Here is a 16,105-nt window from a genome sequence, read left to right as displayed (position 1 = left end):
TTTGGGCGCAATCTATTATGCCCTCAAATTCTTGATTAAACTTGATTATATCAACAATTTACATCTATCAGATTATCAGCACACCGATAAGGTCAATATTTATCTCTCAAGCTCAGTAAGACTTGTAAATCAATACTTTTTTTATTATTTTAGAATGTTGACATTTCTGTACTTGTAGGACTAATCTTTGATTTCTGAAATGCACGTAGGGTATGTTAGCGCAGAAAATATAGCATCAAAAGCTTAGAATGGTTCGTTAAGCTCCACGAATTAAAATCAATTTTTGTTCAGAGATAGACTAATCTTGATTTGCCCTAGTTATAATTTCAGCAAGGTTGTTTAAATCTGGTTGATTGATATGGCTACCAATACACATAAGTTAACAACTTCCGATCACAGTATAGGCAACATTCTGATTATCTCTTTGCTTGCTTTCTGTGGGCTGACTGTTATCATTCTTCTAGGCATTTTCTAACAGTTAAATGTGTGTTCAAAAACTTCTGATGCTAAAATTCCCGACTTTTCCAATAAGTCGGGAATCTTGATGTAAGCTTCACAACTCTTTCGGTGATTGCATTCTCTCAAAGGGAGAAAACAGGGCTAAGTCTAAATATTCAAGCGACCTGTAGTAAACATTAGATACGTTTGCCCTGCTACAGATAGATAGAGAGATTGCTGTTACTGTTTTTGATTCCTTTTGATAGCCGTAGAAACTGACCTCGTTCTTAATTGGAGTAGGTGCTGAGTCAGATCGGATTGAGTCAGCAAATGTAATATAGCTGGAGTACAACAAGGACAAAACAATGGTTCAAGGGGAAGCATGACTATTACGCACCTTTACTAGGGTATCTTCGCGCTGGGATTGCACCACAAACATTAGAAAAACTCACTTCTGGTGCTATCGCTAGTACCACAAGGGCTATTACAGATATTCTAAGTACCATTCAATTCAGAGGTAGTAGTTGCACCGACTGCCATGACTTCAGACCATTCACTGAGACGGTTGTCATTTAAGACAGCTCGCACTCGATAACCAAGCTGAATTTTATGCATTAGCAAGATCAAATCACGGTTGAGTAATCCTTGTGATTTTTGGTTTTCATTAGATGCAGCTTGTATACGAAAGCAGCGATCGCTTTGACGTTTCAACTTTGGAGATTTACCTTCCACAAGCACCGTTTGTAGTTCGTACTCTTTAGCTTCAGGATATGGTTCCCAGCAAAGTTGCCAGTAAGTTGACCAGCGAATTAAGCCTGATGGTAATTCCTCGACTTCATCTGACAATGTAGAGACAAGTCCGGTGACTGAAGGTTGTACAACTTGAGGCTGATTTGAGGTGATTTCAGCAGCTATAGATGAACTGTCATCAACACCTAGTATCAATCCGAATATCAAAGTGAACAGCACAATCAATCGTAGGCATTGTAATTGCACCGACAATATTTTCCGATTCATCATGATGCAAAAGTCAGTTGCTTACCACTCCACAGGTAAAATCAGGTTGCCGTTGTCTGCATAGATTGTTCGAGAACGGATATACGTTCTGGGAGCTACTGTAGAGTTGAAGACTGCGCTTCTTTGCCCAATTGCTGATCTGTTGCCAATGCTGGCGCGGAATATAACAGAGTTCGGCCCTAGCCCTACAGCATCACCTATGCTAGTTTCAGGGCCATTAGCAACACCATTGACAACCTGCCGACCACCATGAACTAGAGCGCGAGGCCCATAACCAACTCCATTACCAAGAGTCAAACTAGTGGTTTCTAAAGCGTGAAAGACAACATCGTTTGCCATCCCAGCAATTGACCCAACATTAAAAGGTTCACCTTCATCAGCACGTAGCGAAATTCTATTAGCTAGTTTGTGGTTGAGTGTTGCTAAAGAATCTTGGAAAGTAAGATTACCGATAATTCGGTTACGATAGTTCGGATCACTAGTTGGAGTTCCACCTATCTGCGGTAGACCTCCAGAATTAAAGAAGGTGACGGGAGCATAATTAATCCCTGTTACGTTTGTCAAGTCTGCCATAGCTAAATCTGTGTAACCTTTGGCAAATGCTTCATTGACTTCAATAATGCCTTCCATTAATGCAACGTCTGCTTGTGTCAGGTTGACTACTTTCCCTAAACTGCCGCTATTAGCTTGTAGATTATTTGTGACGTTTTTACCAGGCAAGACAACTTTACCAGCGGGTAAGGTAACACCAGGGCCAACTCGCGCCAGAAAGTTGACTACTGTGTTTCTTTGTATGGTTGCACCGTCTATTTCACAATTGAAGGCGAGAAAAGTCTCTGGAACAGTGTTGCTAAACTGAGTATTGGTAACTGTATCGGTAAAAGGCCCTGTAGAACCTTGAGTACCAATTTTAGCTGCACCTTTGATAATGGCCATGTGTGCCATAATGACACGCTCACCAATCTCCACTCCTGTTCCTGAAGCTGTGATTTTTACTTGGTCTTGGGCATTAGAATCTGCTGCAATACTAATTGGAGCATTAGTAGCATCTAACTGGGCAAATGGAGCGACGTAGACTTTTTCGCCCAAGGTGATATTTGTGGGATTGGTGATTGTTGCTGTTGGGTCAACAAAACTAGCTGACTCGGAAGGTGCGGTACTTGGGCATATAGGTAGGTTTCCCACAGTTGGATTACACGTTCCTCCAGCAGCTAATGCGGGTTGTATATATATCTGTGTGCTGATGGCAAACGCTAGGATAATTGCATTTAAAGCACTAAAAATTGTGCGAGGTTTGAACATAAAAAACTCCTCACGGTGTTTGGAATATTTGGCTATGGGATAATCTGCGTTAATGAATGAGAGATTTATTCAGGCGATGTTTGGCAATAAGACGCAGAGCGTCTACGCAGGCTAAAAATCAGACTGCAAAAGTCTCTATATCGACTATTTTTCTGTTGAGATATCAGACGATGAATTAACCGCCCCAAAAACCTGCTAAGTTGTAAACTATTTGCAAAATCAATGATAACAACAAGCCTAAAGGCGACACTGAAATTGTCGTTGTTGCTCCAGCAACCGCATCATTGTAGACAGTCTCCCAAGCATCTGGCCCGGTAGTGGAACTACCATAAACTTTTGTACTCACAGCTAACGTTAAGCTAAGTACACTCAAACCAGCTAGTATTATGCGACGTTTCAACATTATTCCTTGTTACCTAATAGTTTGCCAAGTTTATTGGGTAAGATAAACCGAAAAGTTTAAGTATGTCCTGTACCTTTTCGGTTTATTTTACTTAATAACTTTCAAGTTTAATCAAGTAGAAAATGCTACATCCAGCAATTAACAATTTATTGTATTCCTATTTGCTGTTTAACACTAGAGTTTTAGGTATTGAAAAAATTTATCGAAATAATAAAAATATTATTAAATTTATAATGGAAAATTTTGTTCACAAAACAATAATTTAATTAAAAAAGTCATCTATCTGAAGGAATAAAATTAGATTAATTCTGCTAGTAATACCAATTTTTTATGAAGCTGCATATAATTCGATCCCCCCCAACCCCCCTTAAAAAGCTACAGTGTACACACAAGTCCATCTCACCCCCTCTAACTCCCCCGATGCCTTGGGGGAGAACCGGATATTTCCCCCAAGGCATCGGGGGGATTAAGGGGGGTAAATCCAGGGTTTGCGCTTCATTACCAAGATGTGTGTACACCGTAGCCTTAAAAAGGGGGGCAAAAGTCTCTTAAAGTCCCCCTTATTAAGGGGGATTTAGGGGGATCAAGATATATGCAACTTCACATTAAATTGCTAGTAAAAGATAATCAGTATAGGTAAAAAATAATTTAAATTCTATCTTTGGGGGGATAAATATTTAAGCTGTATACTAATTTTCATTTAGAAAGTAGATTTGCTTATATACATCAACTTCTTGATAATATAAGCTAATTAATCATCGTGGATTTGTAACCATTCCAAGTCTATGAACTTATAGACGACAGATTCTTGCTAAAGTGATGTTTATGAAAGTTCAGAACCACAACCCACTTTTCTAGGAATATATGGATAACTATGAAATTATATAGGGCGAACGATGGGAATTGAACCCACGAATGGTGGTACCACAAACCACTGCCTTAACCACTTGGCTACGCTCGCCATTCAACAATTTGAATTATAGCAATAATTTGGCTAGCGATCAAGAGTTTTTATTCAAGGAACGGATTTAGTTGATTTAGAGTCTCTGGAATCTAACGATTTACTACGAATTTAACTTGGCAAACATGAAACCATTGACCATCATTGCATATACTGGAGCAGCAGCAGGACTCGCCGCCTTGGGTGTGACAATGGCGAAGACCAATCCCAGTCAGGTTGAATATGAAAAATATGCAGTGCAAAGGTTGTCAGAATATTTAAAAACCGATGTATGCAAAAGCACTACGAATATTATAGAAAATTTAATCCGTTTTAATTGTGATAAGTTGGTTGACTCGGCTAATCCGCAAATCCAAGAAATTATTGCCAGGACTACAGAAAGACAAAATTACGTGATTTTTAGCGTTTACCGTACAGATTTAAAAATAAGTTCTTGGATACCTTCTTATAAATTTGAAACGGTGGGAGCTTTTGATCAATTTTATACTTACACTGCTGAAGAACAATGAGTCAAGCAGAAGGGGGAGAATTTGAAGAACAAGTCAGAATCCAACATTCAGTATTCTTCTTCAAGAATTACCAGGGTATCTATTACCCCCCAACTTAATATTAAGTAAGAATAGTAACAGAAAGTTCAATTTTTGCCGATGTCATCTGCCTATCTCTTAGTATCTCACGGAAGCCGCGATCGCCGCCCAGAAATTGCTATGCAGCAACTAGCAGGGCTGGTATGTAATCAATTGCCAAAAAACTTCAACCCATTAAATAAGGAACATTTGGTTGGTATAGCGGCTTTAGAAATGAGTCCTCAGCCTTTACACGAGCAGATTCAACAATTTGCTAAGAGCGCTTTTGGTGATGATCGCAAACTACCTCAGAACGATAAGCGCCTAAAAATTGTACCGCTATTTTTGCTGCCGGGAGTGCATGTGATGACAGATATTCCCGCCGAAGTAGCACTAGCACAACAGGCTATTGGTCAAGATATCATCATTGAGTTGCAACCATGTTTAGGCTCTCATCCCAATTTAGAGAAATTGCTGGCCAAGCAAATAGCTGCGACAAAAGCAGAAGCATGGATTCTCTTAGCTCATGGTAGCCGTCGCCCAGGTTCTCAAGAAACTGTGGAAGCAATGGCGGCGAGTTTGGGAGCGGTGGCTGCTTATTGGGCTGGGCCTCCTAGTTTAGAATCACGAGTGAAAGAGTTGGTAACTGCTGGTTATCGGGAAATTGCAATTTTGCCATACTTTTTATTCGCTGGTGGAATAACTGATGCGATCGCTACTTCAATAGAGGAGTTAAAATTACAATTTTCTGCGGTGAATTTCCAATTGGCATCGCCACTGGGAGCAAGTGCAGAATTAGCCGAGCTAATTTGGGATTTAACAGATAAATGAACCGCACAGAGAAACAGGAGAGCAAGTATTTGGGAAAGGTTTATTTAGTAGGTGCGGGGCCAGGTGACCCAGGTTTAATTACCTTGAAGGCCAAAGGTTTGTTGGAATGTGCAGATGTCGTTATCTATGATGCCTTAGTTAGTTCGGCAATTCTGGCAATGATTAATCCCCAAGCCGAGCAAATTAATGCTGGTAAGCGGAGGGGGAAACATTCGCTGTTCCAGGAAGAAACAACTCAATTGCTGATTGATAAAGCGCAGGATCATGCAATTGTAGTACGGCTAAAAGGTGGCGATCCGTTTATTTTTGGTCGCGGTGGCGAAGAGATGGCAGAATTAGTCAAAGCTGGAATCTCAACGGAAGTAGTGCCCGGTATCACATCGGGAATTGCAGCAGCGGCTTATGCAGGTATACCTTTGACGCATCGACTGTATAGTTCATCGGTGATATTTGTAACTGGACATGAAGCGGCGGGTAAGTATAGACCGATAGTGAATTGGAGTGCGATCGCTCACGGTTCCGAAACCATTGTAATTTATATGGGAATTCACAATCTGCCTTATATTGTCGAACAATTAAGTTTAGCTGGATTGAATTTAGAAACACCCATTGCTTTGGTGCGTTGGGGTACGCGCCCCGAACAAGAAGAATTGATTGGTACTTTAGAAACAATTGTAGAGCAGGTAGAGCAAACTGGATTTGGTGCGCCTGCGATCGCAGTTATTGGACAAGTAGTGAATATGCACAGTATTTTGTCTGGTTGTCGTCCAGTATGATGTTGGCGCAAAGCTTGTCGTTTCATATTGTTAGATGACCACTAGTGTATGATCGATAAGGTTATTCGGTTCTGGTAGGAGTCAGCTACCAGAGGTAACGGGGAAAGTTCGGTGCAAATCCGGCACTGTCCCGCAACTGTGAACTAATTTGAGATTAAGGAACCAAATTGAGTAAGTCAGGATGCCCGCCGAAATAGATTTATCAGTTTCACTATATCTGCGAGGTACAGATGACTACGACTTTAAATATTTCCCCAACCAATCCCTTGGGTGTTGCTGAACATACTTTATTTGTTTGTAAAACCTGTGCCAGTGTTTGGCAAAATGGAAATCGCTTAGGTGAAAGTGGTGGTGAAAAACTTCTACATCAACTTCAGCAGCTTGCCCAAGATTGGGAGTTACGAGATGAATTCCCGATTCAGGAAGTTGAATGCATGAGTGCTTGTAATCGTTCTTGTGTAGTCGCCTTTACTGCCAAAGGCAAATTAACATATTTATTTGGTGACTTAGAAGTTGATGGTAGTGCTTCTGCGGTGTTGCAATGTGCTAGTCAATACTATGCTAAAGCAGATGGTTTACTGCCTTGGTCAGAGCGTCCAGAAGCACTGAAAAAAGGCATCTTAGCAAAAATTCCGCCTTTATCAAAACAGAATTCAGGAGTCAGGAGTCAGAATTCAGTATGAATTCTGTACGAGTGGCGGATAGAGTTAAGCAAAGCAAGTCCGCGAGAGTTTTAGTATAGATTAAAACCTCTTTCACCGTGGGCAAAAATAAATTCAAATATTCTTCCTTTAACCTATCCGTTTATGGGTAGAGTATTCTGAATCCTGAATTCTGAATTCTGATTCCTTTTTAATGATGCGCGTTTTGATTCTAGGTGGAACGGGAGATGCCGCAGAACTAGCTGCCAAAGTTGCGACTATCCAAGGGTTAGAAGCAATCACATCTCTAGCTGGCCGCACCCGTGAACCATCAATACCGTTGGGGGATTTGCGGGTTGGAGGCTTCGGTGGCGTGGCTGGATTAGCTAGCTATCTGCGAATCATGCAAATCGACTTATTAATTGATGCAACCCATCCTTTTGCGACTCAGATTTCCTTTAATGCAGCAGATGCCGCAACAGAAGTTGGAGTACCCCGTCTGATGTTAATTCGTCCCCCTTGGGAAAAAGAAAGTGGCGATCGCTGGATTGAAGTTGATCGCGTTGAAGTCGCAGCAGCATCTTTGCAAAATCAGGCACAGCGGGTATTTTTGACCGTTGGTAGGCAAGAACTCGCTGCCTTTGCTTATTTGGAGAAAATTTGGTTTCTGATGCGGATGATTGACCCACCTACTGATGATGCTTTAGTGCCGTTGGGAATGGTATTGTGCGATCGCGGGCCCTTTACCCTCAATAATGAAAGACAAATCCTGATTAATAACAATATTGATACCATCGTGAGCAAAAATAGCGGTGGCGATGCAACAAAGGCCAAAATCATTGCAGCGCGAGAACTGGGTGTAAAAGTTGTGATGGTAAATCGTCCAGCCATCCCGCCAGGAGAACAGGTTAGTAATGTTGATGCTGCTTTGAAGTGGTTATTTGATCGCTGCTAAATAATACGATCTTTCTGAATTTCCGTATAATACACGGGAACCTTCTACAAAATCCGCGATCGCATTAACGACTTCCATGAAAAATCTAGCTCTATATGCCATAGTCCTCGCCACCACTTTTGGATTAGTTTTCGGGACAATGCCAGCCGCCTCTGCTTTAAGTTGGAACTGGAGTTATTCTGGTACTGGCATAGCAGCAAACGGTACTTTCATCACTAATGACACCCCTAACGATTTAGGTTTTTACCTGATTACTGGAATTACTGGTACACGAAATGGTGAAAAAATTACTGGTTTGCAAGCCCCTGGGACTCCAATGCCAGGAAATGAACCTTTTGATGTTGATGATTTAATTAGTCTTAATACTCAGCAGTTAACGGGTAAGGGTTTTGCATATTCCACTTCAGAAGGACATTATTCAAGTCCATTTTTCGCTAATTTTTTGCCGAAACCAGGTTATTTAGAGATGTTTTCTGCGCCAACTAGACCAGGTTTGAAAAATTTAGGATTAGAAGATAGTGAATTACCCATTAGTTTTTCTGCGACCATAATCACCATCCCTTAACCCACTTCTATTTTTAGCTTACACGTAACAAGCTATCCAAATTCACTCAGAAAAAGCTCAAAAAAATTTCCTAAAACCATCAATAACAATTCAAGATTTTACCCTTACAGGGAAGCAAGCTATGCGTAGCATCTTCTAGAGAAGAGATTTTCAGATGGGATTTAAAGCCTGACTTAAACTTTAGCTAGGTGTTGACGTTCGGTCTTACAGCTATTTTCAGGTAAATAGACCACGCGGTAGGGGCACAGCATTGCTCATGCGTGTCAACTTAAGCCAAAAATAGCGTACTGATTAGGTGTTGTTCACCCACCAGGGAATATAATTAAGAGACTAATTGCGAAAATTTTCGCGCTCTTTAGTCCTCTTCAGAGGACTTTAACTATGAGACAGGGATTTACAATCCCTGGCGGACGTGAGGTTTCGCGTTAAGTTGACACCAATGAGCAATGCTGTGCCCCTACGACAGATGTGGTTCAAACACATGAGAACTGCTGTATAGCCGTAGCCACATAGGTTAGGACATTTTGAAAACCCCAAGGCTAGGAATAGTAATACTTTTACCTCCTGCCTCCTGCTATAAACCTTTAATTTGACGATAAAAATTGCGATCTGTCTATATGTTCTTTGAGACAAACGGTAGTATCATTGCATCCAGATGATACCGTAATTTTGTCTAGATATAGAATTCTATCGTCCTGTCAACGGTAGATTATTTCTGAAAGGAGTTTGCTGCAATGTCCACAAAACCAACTACTCGATTAATTTTGGAGACTTTACTCCCCCATCTCAAAGTAGCAGCAGCCTATGCCAATGTTCTTCAACCAAAAATTGCTGCACTTCCTGCCAAAGAACAAGGAAACAACTTTTTTAGTGCTGCACTTACTGATGCAGATGTGGCTATTCAAAATTTAGTAGAAGTAGTATTACTGGGCACTTTCCCAGATATTCGCTTTTATGGTGAAGAATATGAAAGTTCTAATAATACCAAATATTTTCGTGCTACCGACCTCGGTTCAGAAGGTGATTACTTAGTAACACTTGACCCGATTGATGGCACGAAGTTTTATATGGATGGACATTCTAATTACCAAATTATTCTCAGTATTCTAAATTCGGATGACTTTGAAGCAGTAATTGCCATTTCCCCTGCTCAAAACATTTATTTTTATGCCATTCGAGGCGAAGGTGCTTTTAAAGGGACGCTGGAGATGAACTTAGAAGCCTGTGCCCCATTACAGATAACATCCGCCAAACCTTCTATTTTGTTGGGATGGGGAATGAATGCGATCGCACCTTTACTAAAAGATCGATATCAAGTACTCGATATAGCAACTGATTACTCTAGTGATATTCAGATTCCCAATCTCAATGGTATTTTCAGCGGTGACTTGAGTGGAGCAGTAATCAAATCAGGAAAATTTATTGATGGTGCTGCACTCGCTTTTATTGCAAGAGAGGCTGGCTGGATTGTAACTACTCTAGACGGTTCGACTTTACCGCCACTGCATACTTGTCAAAACTATAGCTTACCTGGATTGATAGTAGCTGCTTCAAAATCTGTTCATCAAGACTTGCTGTTAGCAATGCAAAGCCTAGCTGCCTGCTAGTGAGTGCTGAGTAATGAGTAATGAGTAATGAGTAATGAGTAATGAGTAATGAGTAATGAGTAATGAGTAATGAGTAATGAGTAATGAGTTTTATCTCGTTCCTATGCAGAGCATAGGAATGCCTGATTAGAGGCTCTGCCTNNGACTGGGAACGAGGAAATGCTTATCAAGCTAGGTTTTTAGGACTTGTGTGTACACCGTAGCCACTTTAAGGTGGGAAACTCACTACTTGGAACTGAACTGGATACCTTCTTCCACGATCTATATTTTTTCGACACAATGAAAATCTGTATTGTTGGTGCGGGTGCGATTGGTGGATATTTAGGGGCAAAACTGGCACTGGCAGGTGAAGCAGTGACCGTGATTGCACGTGGTTCTCATTTGGAAGCAATTCAAAAAAAAGGACTAAAGTTGCTCATGGCAGATGGTTCCAGCCAAATTGCTACTCCATCTTTGGCCACTAGTGATATCCAGTCAGCAGGGACACAAGATGTAGTAATTCTAACTGTCAAGGCTCACAGTGTACCTGCGATCGCACCTTTTCTCCCTGCACTCTATGATGCTCACACGATGGTGGTAACAGCCCAAAATGGCGTTCCTTGGTGGTACTTCCGTCAACATGGCGGTCAGTATGAAGGTACGCGGATTCAATCTGTTGACCCAGATGGGATTATTGAAGCTAGTATCGGTGCTGAACGTGCTATTGGTTGTGTGGTTTACCCGGCAACTGAGATAGTTGAACCAGGTGTAATTAAACATATTGAAGGCGATCGCTTTACTCTCGGTGAAATCGACGGCACTAAAACCGAACGCATTCAATTATTGGCACAAACTTTAAAACAGGCAGGATTCAAAGCACCAATCCGTAATCAAATTCGCACGGAAATTTGGATCAAATTGTGGGGTAATGTGGCATTTAATCCCATCAGTGCCCTGACTGGTGCGACTTTAGAGGATATTTGCCGCTATTCCCTCACCCGTGAACTAGCGCGGCAGATGATGATTGAAACTCAAGCGATCGCAGAAAACTTGGGTATAAAGTTTGGCATCACTTTGGAACAGCGAATTAATGGGGCAGAAAATGTTGGTGCCCACAAAACCTCAATGCTACAAGATATTGAAGCCGGACGCTCCACGGAGATAGATGCTATTGTTGGCGCGGTGGCAGAATTGGGAAAACTCACTCAAATCCCCACACCTTATATTGATGCTATTTATGCCAGCGTCAAGCTGCTGGAGGCGACTAAATTAAAATACTGAAATTGACTAACCTTAGTGCAGGGTTAGCGAATGTGCGTAGCCTGATTACGAATTAGATTGCGGTGATTTGGCGATCGCAGCCCAAACTCTATGATGAACTTCAAGAATTTGTGTAGGATATCTTGCTTCGAGTAATTTTGCCAATTCCTGGTCAAATACTTCTACCTTTTCTGTTGTCAAACTAGCTCCCACGCCAGCGCTAGCACGAATTCGTCCCCGCCAAGCCTCGTGTGTATAAGGTACAAATACATCGTAAGAAAATGTGCGGATTTCTCTAAATCCTCCTTCGCCAATATCTTGTAACCACAAAGGATACAAGCCATTACCACCGCCCAGATTCCATGCTGGATTGTGAGCTTTGATCAGTTGTTCCGTTGCTTCAACTACATTATTTTTTAAGGGTATCCAATCAAAATGAGCGATCGCGATCGAGCCATTTCCTTTCAAGATGCGAGTAATTTCCTGGACGACACGCGGACGATCAAACCAATGCCAACACTGTCCGGCTGTGACAACATCTGCACTTGCATCTGGTAACTCGGTATTCTCGGCAGTTGCAACTCGATAATCTACTTTGAGTTGAGCAGATTCGCTTAACTGTCTGGCTTGTTCTAAAAGTGACACTGATGGATCGATGCCAATTACATAAGCACCTCTATCAGCAAAGCCCCGCGCTAGTGTTCCTGTTCCTGTGCCGAGGTCAACAATATTCTGCCCTGGTAAACCTATACCATATTCAGACAGTTTGTTGAATAATGAACTGGGGAAGCCAGCCCGGTGTTTTGCATAATCAGTAGCAGTTGCACCAAAATCAATTTTCATACCTTCAAAACTATTTTTGTAACAATTGTCTAGGCTAGAAGTTCTCTACCCACGGAGGTAGTTCTACTTCATAAATTCAATTTTCCATCACTGAAGATAACTGTGAATTGCCCTTAGTCGGAGTTTGACCAATTTGCAGTACACAAACTGCGGCAATCAGACAGAGAACGCCTGATAAAATAAATGCTTGTAAATAACTACCTGTCCAAGTTCTCAAGACTCCGGCTCCAAACGCTGCTGTGGCTGCACCAAGCTGGTGTCCGGCGACAATCCAACCGAACATCACGCCGACATTTTCTTTACCGAAGACGTTGGCAACCAGACGGACTGTTGGTGGTACGGTGGCAATCCAATCAAGTCCGTAGAAGACGGCGAAAATGGAAAGTCCATAAAAGGAAAAGTTGAAACTGAAGGGCAAGAAAATTAAAGATAAACCCCGCAGTCCGTAGTACCAACACAATAAGTAACGATTGTTCCAGCGGTCAGATAGCCAACCGGACATAGTAGTTCCGAAAAAATCGAATAGTCCCATGATTGCCAAAAGCCCAGCAGCCTTGACTTCCGGGATACCGTGGTCAATACAAGCAGGAATTAGATGAGTTCCAATTAACCCATTTGTGCTTGCACCACAGATAAAAAAGCTACCAGATAACAGCCAGAAGTCTCGATTACGCATTCCCAGCCAAAGGGCGTTAACAGTGGAAGCGATGGAATTGACTTTGGGCGGTAACACTTCCACAGTTTCGCGGTTGTCGCCAAAGGGTCGCAAACCGACATCCGCCGGACGATCGCGCATAAAGACTGCGATCGCTGGAATAATTAAAAGTGCTGCACCAGTCAAACCTAGAGCCGCAGTTCGCCAGCCAAAGCGATCGGCGACTGAAGCCAGCATGGGTAAAAACACTAGTTGCCCCGTAGCTGTACTGGCGGTTAAGATGCCCAGAACTAGACCCCGCTTTTCCAAAAACCAGCGATTGACGACAATAGCACCCAAAACCAGGGCGATAACTCCGCTACCAGAACCGACTACTACACCCCACAGCAAGACTAGCTGCCAAGATGCTGACATCAAAGTGGTTAAACCGACACCAAGGGCAATGACAGCAAGGGAAAACGCCATCATCCGCCGAATGCCGATCCGCTCCATAACTGTGGCAGCAAAAGGGCCAATTAATCCGTAGAGTACTAAGTTAATAGAGATTGCCAAAGATATAGTCGCTCTACTCCAGCCAAACTCCTGTTCGAGAGGCACTATAAAAACTCCAGGAGCAGAGCGAATTCCGGCTGCTACCAGCAAGGCTAAAAATGTTAAACCTGCAACGATCCAGCCATAGTGAAAAGAACGACGCGCTAGGAAGGAGGCTAGGGACATGAGTGGGGACTGGGGATTGGGGATTGGGGACTGGGGACTGGGGATTGGGGATTGGGGATTGGGGAGTAGTAGTCTGTCAATCAATAATTGATAGTTGACATCCTCCCCACCCTACTTCGTAGAGGGTGGGGATTCCAAAGATCGCTCTTTAGGTTTCCTCTTTCCACGAGTTGATTTGCTTGAAGGAGTTTCCTCACCCAAGTATTGATCAGTCTCTCCGGAGGCGTTAGTTCCGACGTGACCCGCCGTACTTAATCCATGAGCTAATATGTTCCGTGCCGCATTCCAATCCCGGTCTTGGGTGTGTCCACAATGAGGACAAACATGAGTTCTGGTACTAAGAGTCTTTTTGACAACTTCACCACAATTCGAGCAGTTTTGACTGGTGTAGTGGGGCGGGAAGTTACCACACCAAACACCTTACCGAAATACTTAACCCACTCACGAAACAGCGACCAAGAAACGTCACTAATCGATTTAGCTAAACGGTGATTCTTGACCATATTCCGCACCTGCAAATCTTCATACGCCACGAGGTCGTTAGACCTCACCACGCACCTTGCTGTCTTAACAGCAAAGTCTTGACGCTGGCGACTTACTTTGAGGTGCTTACGTGCAAGTTTATTTCTAAACTTAATTCTGTTTTGAGAACCCTTTTTAGTCTTAGACATCCGGCGTTGCAATCGCCTCAAAGACTTCTCGCTCTTGCGAAGATGTCTAGGATTAGCGACTGTATCCCCGTTACTATCGGTGTAGAAGTGGTTCAAACCAACATCAATACCAATAGTTTTACCCGTTGGCTCTCGCCTTTCTATTCGCTCTTGGTCAATGCAAAATTGGCAATAATAGCCATCTGCACGACGTACAACCCGCACTCTTTTAAACTGTTTAAGTTGGTAGAAATGCAGGTCACGGGTTCCCCAGAGTTTGAAAGTTCCCGCTTTAAATCCATCGCTAAAAGTGATGTGTCTGTGGTCATCAGAAAGTCGCCACCCACAGGTTTTGTACTCAACAGAACCGTGGGTTTGTTCCTTCTTGAACTTTGGAAATCCCTTTTTTCCAGGTTTACCTTTTTTGCAGTTATCAAAAAACCGAGCAATCGCAGACCACGCTCTTTCAGCACTGGACTGTCTTGCCATTGAGTTCAGCTTCGATACCCAAGGAAACTCAATACTGGCTGCAAGTACAGCGCAAAATTTATTTAGGTCATAGCGTCCAATGCCCTTATTGTCCATCCAGTATCTAAGGCAACTATTACGCACAAAACGAGCAGTTCTGATTGCTTCATCAAGCGCTCGATACTGCGAGTCTTGTCCATCAAGTTTTGCCTCGAATACGAGCATTTATGTCTAACTTTGGCACATAAAAAATATATCATGATTGTTAAAAACTTAGCTACTATGCAGATTCTATTTCGCTAACGCTCAATATCAATCCGCATAGTGCTGAGTTTTTAACCGCTTTACATCCCCCGCCTACGAGACGTTGAGGCGGGGGTCTTACAGCGATTCGATAAATTCCTTGTAGAGACGGCGATTTATCGCGTCTCTCTAACTCTCTAACTATTGCCCAATGCCCCATTCCCAATTTAGGATCGTGGATTTAATAACCTGTGTAGGTTGGGTTGAGTCTGCGAAACCCAACATCTCTGAGGCGTTGGGTTTCGTGCCTCAACTCAACCTACAAAAGTCGATGTTATTTAATTCTCATTCCTTAGGAAAATTTACCCTGCATAAGGATTACCGATTCTATCCACAGAGACATTAGAGGAGAATGGCAGACGACCGGGATTTAAGCGTGGTTCGGCTGCATAACCAACAGGAACAACAACAGCGATCGCTAAATCTGGATTATCCCCAGCCCCAATTACTTGCTTTACCTGATCCTCAATCCAACCGTTCATAAAACAAGTGGATAATCCCAAACTTTCTGCTGCTAAAACCAAATGGGTAGCGGCAATGATGGCATCTTTGATGGCATATTCACGTCGCTTGTCGCCTAGCCCAGCTTGAAATTGCGGGATGGAGGTTTTAAAGTAGTTTACCGTCTTTTCATTCCATGCTCCAGTCTGGAGTCCCTGCTCCAGAATCGGGGTCAAGTCTTGTTCGCCTGCGTTAGGATCGGCCGCAAACACAAAGGTTACAGGTGCTTGGACAATTTGCTGTTGATTCCACGATGCTGCTGCTAGTGCTGCCTTTTGCGCCTCATCTTGCACGAGAATAATTTGCCAGTCTTGGATATTAAAGCTGCTGGGCGCTGCCACGGTCAACTCTACCAGTTGCTTGAGTAGTTCTGGGGCGATAGGGTCTGTTTTAAAAGTTTTGATGGAACGACGTTTAGCGATCGCACTCGGTACATCTAAAGGTTGGGTTTGGGTGATAGGACTCATGAGATTCTCCTGATAGTTGAGTTATGACCAAATAATTCGTAATTCATAATTAGGATACAAGCCAATATATTTATTCATGAAACAAAAATAAAAATTATTTCTTGTTTCCGAACAAACAACTTGGCTACACCCACATAAGGCACAGCCATAAAGTCATAATTACGAATTACGAATTACGTTAGCGCAGCGTTAGCGACGTA

At 42.5% G+C, this 16,105-nt stretch carries 14 protein-coding genes, 1 tRNA gene, 1 pseudogene and 1 riboswitch; of the genes and pseudogenes, 8 read left to right on the top strand and 8 right to left on the bottom strand.

The genetic code is table 11. The features are described 5' to 3' along the window. Positions 1–933 precede the first annotated feature (933 nt). From A4S05_RS09835 to A4S05_RS09820, 4 genes are all read right to left on the bottom strand, one after another. Positions 934–1,458: a hypothetical protein gene (locus tag A4S05_RS09835; protein ID WP_256090908.1), complete on the bottom strand. Its 525-nt coding sequence runs from the start codon at positions 1,456–1,458 to the stop codon at positions 934–936. Positions 1,459–1,476: 18 nt separating this feature from the next. Beyond that, positions 1,477–2,757, bottom strand: a complete 1,281-nt coding sequence (locus tag A4S05_RS09830; protein ID WP_069069644.1) for an LbetaH domain-containing protein — start codon at positions 2,755–2,757, stop codon at positions 1,477–1,479. A gap of 175 nt (positions 2,758–2,932) precedes the next feature. Continuing rightward, positions 2,933–3,160 (bottom strand): hypothetical protein, encoded by a 228-nt coding sequence (locus tag A4S05_RS09825; protein WP_069069643.1) that lies wholly within the window; start codon positions 3,158–3,160, stop codon positions 2,933–2,935. Positions 3,161–4,048: 888 nt separating this feature from the next. Then, positions 4,049–4,121, bottom strand: a tRNA-His gene (locus A4S05_RS09820). A 125-nt stretch (positions 4,122–4,246) separates the two neighbouring features. Here A4S05_RS09820 and A4S05_RS09815 point away from each other — a divergent pair. From A4S05_RS09815 to A4S05_RS09780, 8 genes are all read left to right on the top strand, one after another. Further along, entirely contained in the window at positions 4,247–4,630 is a 384-nt protein-coding gene (locus A4S05_RS09815; RefSeq protein ID WP_069069642.1) for a DUF4359 domain-containing protein, read from the top strand. A 138-nt stretch (positions 4,631–4,768) separates the two neighbouring features. Continuing rightward, complete coding sequence (locus A4S05_RS09810) at positions 4,769–5,518, top strand: sirohydrochlorin chelatase (protein WP_069069641.1); 750 nt, start codon at positions 4,769–4,771, stop codon at positions 5,516–5,518. Beyond that, on the top strand, positions 5,515–6,294 hold the full coding sequence (gene cobA / locus A4S05_RS09805; RefSeq protein ID WP_069069640.1) for a uroporphyrinogen-III C-methyltransferase: 780 nt from the start codon (positions 5,515–5,517) through the stop codon (positions 6,292–6,294). Before A4S05_RS09810 ends, cobA begins: the two co-directional genes overlap by 4 nt. A gap of 49 nt (positions 6,295–6,343) precedes the next feature. Further along, a riboswitch (cobalamin riboswitch) is annotated at positions 6,344–6,502 on the top strand. Positions 6,503–6,524: 22 nt separating this feature from the next. Next, the gene (locus A4S05_RS09800; RefSeq protein WP_069069639.1) at positions 6,525–6,977 is read left to right on the top strand and encodes a DUF1636 domain-containing protein; all 453 of its coding nucleotides are present in this window, start codon (positions 6,525–6,527) and stop codon (positions 6,975–6,977) included. Between the two features lie 175 nt (positions 6,978–7,152). Continuing rightward, complete coding sequence (locus A4S05_RS09795) at positions 7,153–7,890, top strand: cobalt-precorrin-6A reductase (RefSeq protein WP_084227061.1); 738 nt, start codon at positions 7,153–7,155, stop codon at positions 7,888–7,890. A gap of 76 nt (positions 7,891–7,966) precedes the next feature. Further along, positions 7,967–8,455, top strand: coding sequence for a PEP-CTERM sorting domain-containing protein (locus A4S05_RS09790; RefSeq protein ID WP_069069637.1), 489 nt, complete (start codon positions 7,967–7,969; stop codon positions 8,453–8,455). 734 nt (positions 8,456–9,189) lie between these two features. Continuing rightward, the gene (locus A4S05_RS09785; RefSeq protein WP_069069636.1) at positions 9,190–10,062 is read left to right on the top strand and encodes an inositol monophosphatase family protein; all 873 of its coding nucleotides are present in this window, start codon (positions 9,190–9,192) and stop codon (positions 10,060–10,062) included. A 279-nt stretch (positions 10,063–10,341) separates the two neighbouring features. Continuing rightward, the gene (locus A4S05_RS09780; RefSeq protein ID WP_069069635.1) at positions 10,342–11,322 is read left to right on the top strand and encodes a 2-dehydropantoate 2-reductase; all 981 of its coding nucleotides are present in this window, start codon (positions 10,342–10,344) and stop codon (positions 11,320–11,322) included. A gap of 45 nt (positions 11,323–11,367) precedes the next feature. Here the strand turns inward: A4S05_RS09780 and A4S05_RS09775 are convergent, their stop codons facing one another. From A4S05_RS09775 to A4S05_RS09760, 4 genes and pseudogenes are all read right to left on the bottom strand, one after another. Then, positions 11,368–12,144 carry a class I SAM-dependent methyltransferase gene (locus A4S05_RS09775; protein WP_069069634.1) on the bottom strand — a complete coding sequence of 259 codons (777 nt, stop codon included), beginning with the start codon at positions 12,142–12,144 and terminating at the stop codon, positions 11,368–11,370. Between the two features lie 76 nt (positions 12,145–12,220). After that, positions 12,221–13,516, bottom strand: a complete 1,296-nt coding sequence (locus A4S05_RS09770) for an MFS transporter (protein ID WP_069069661.1) — start codon at positions 13,514–13,516, stop codon at positions 12,221–12,223. A 111-nt stretch (positions 13,517–13,627) separates the two neighbouring features. Next, positions 13,628–14,859, bottom strand: a pseudogene (locus A4S05_RS09765) (RNA-guided endonuclease InsQ/TnpB family protein). 380 nt (positions 14,860–15,239) lie between these two features. Next, positions 15,240–15,905 (bottom strand): nitroreductase family protein, encoded by a 666-nt coding sequence (locus tag A4S05_RS09760; protein WP_069069633.1) that lies wholly within the window; start codon positions 15,903–15,905, stop codon positions 15,240–15,242. Positions 15,906–16,105: the final 200 nt, after the last annotated feature.

The organism is Nostoc sp. KVJ20, from assembly GCF_001712795.1.
GTDB lineage: Bacteria > Cyanobacteriota > Cyanobacteriia > Cyanobacteriales > Nostocaceae > Nostoc.
This window is presented reverse-complemented; position numbering and strand designations above follow the sequence as displayed.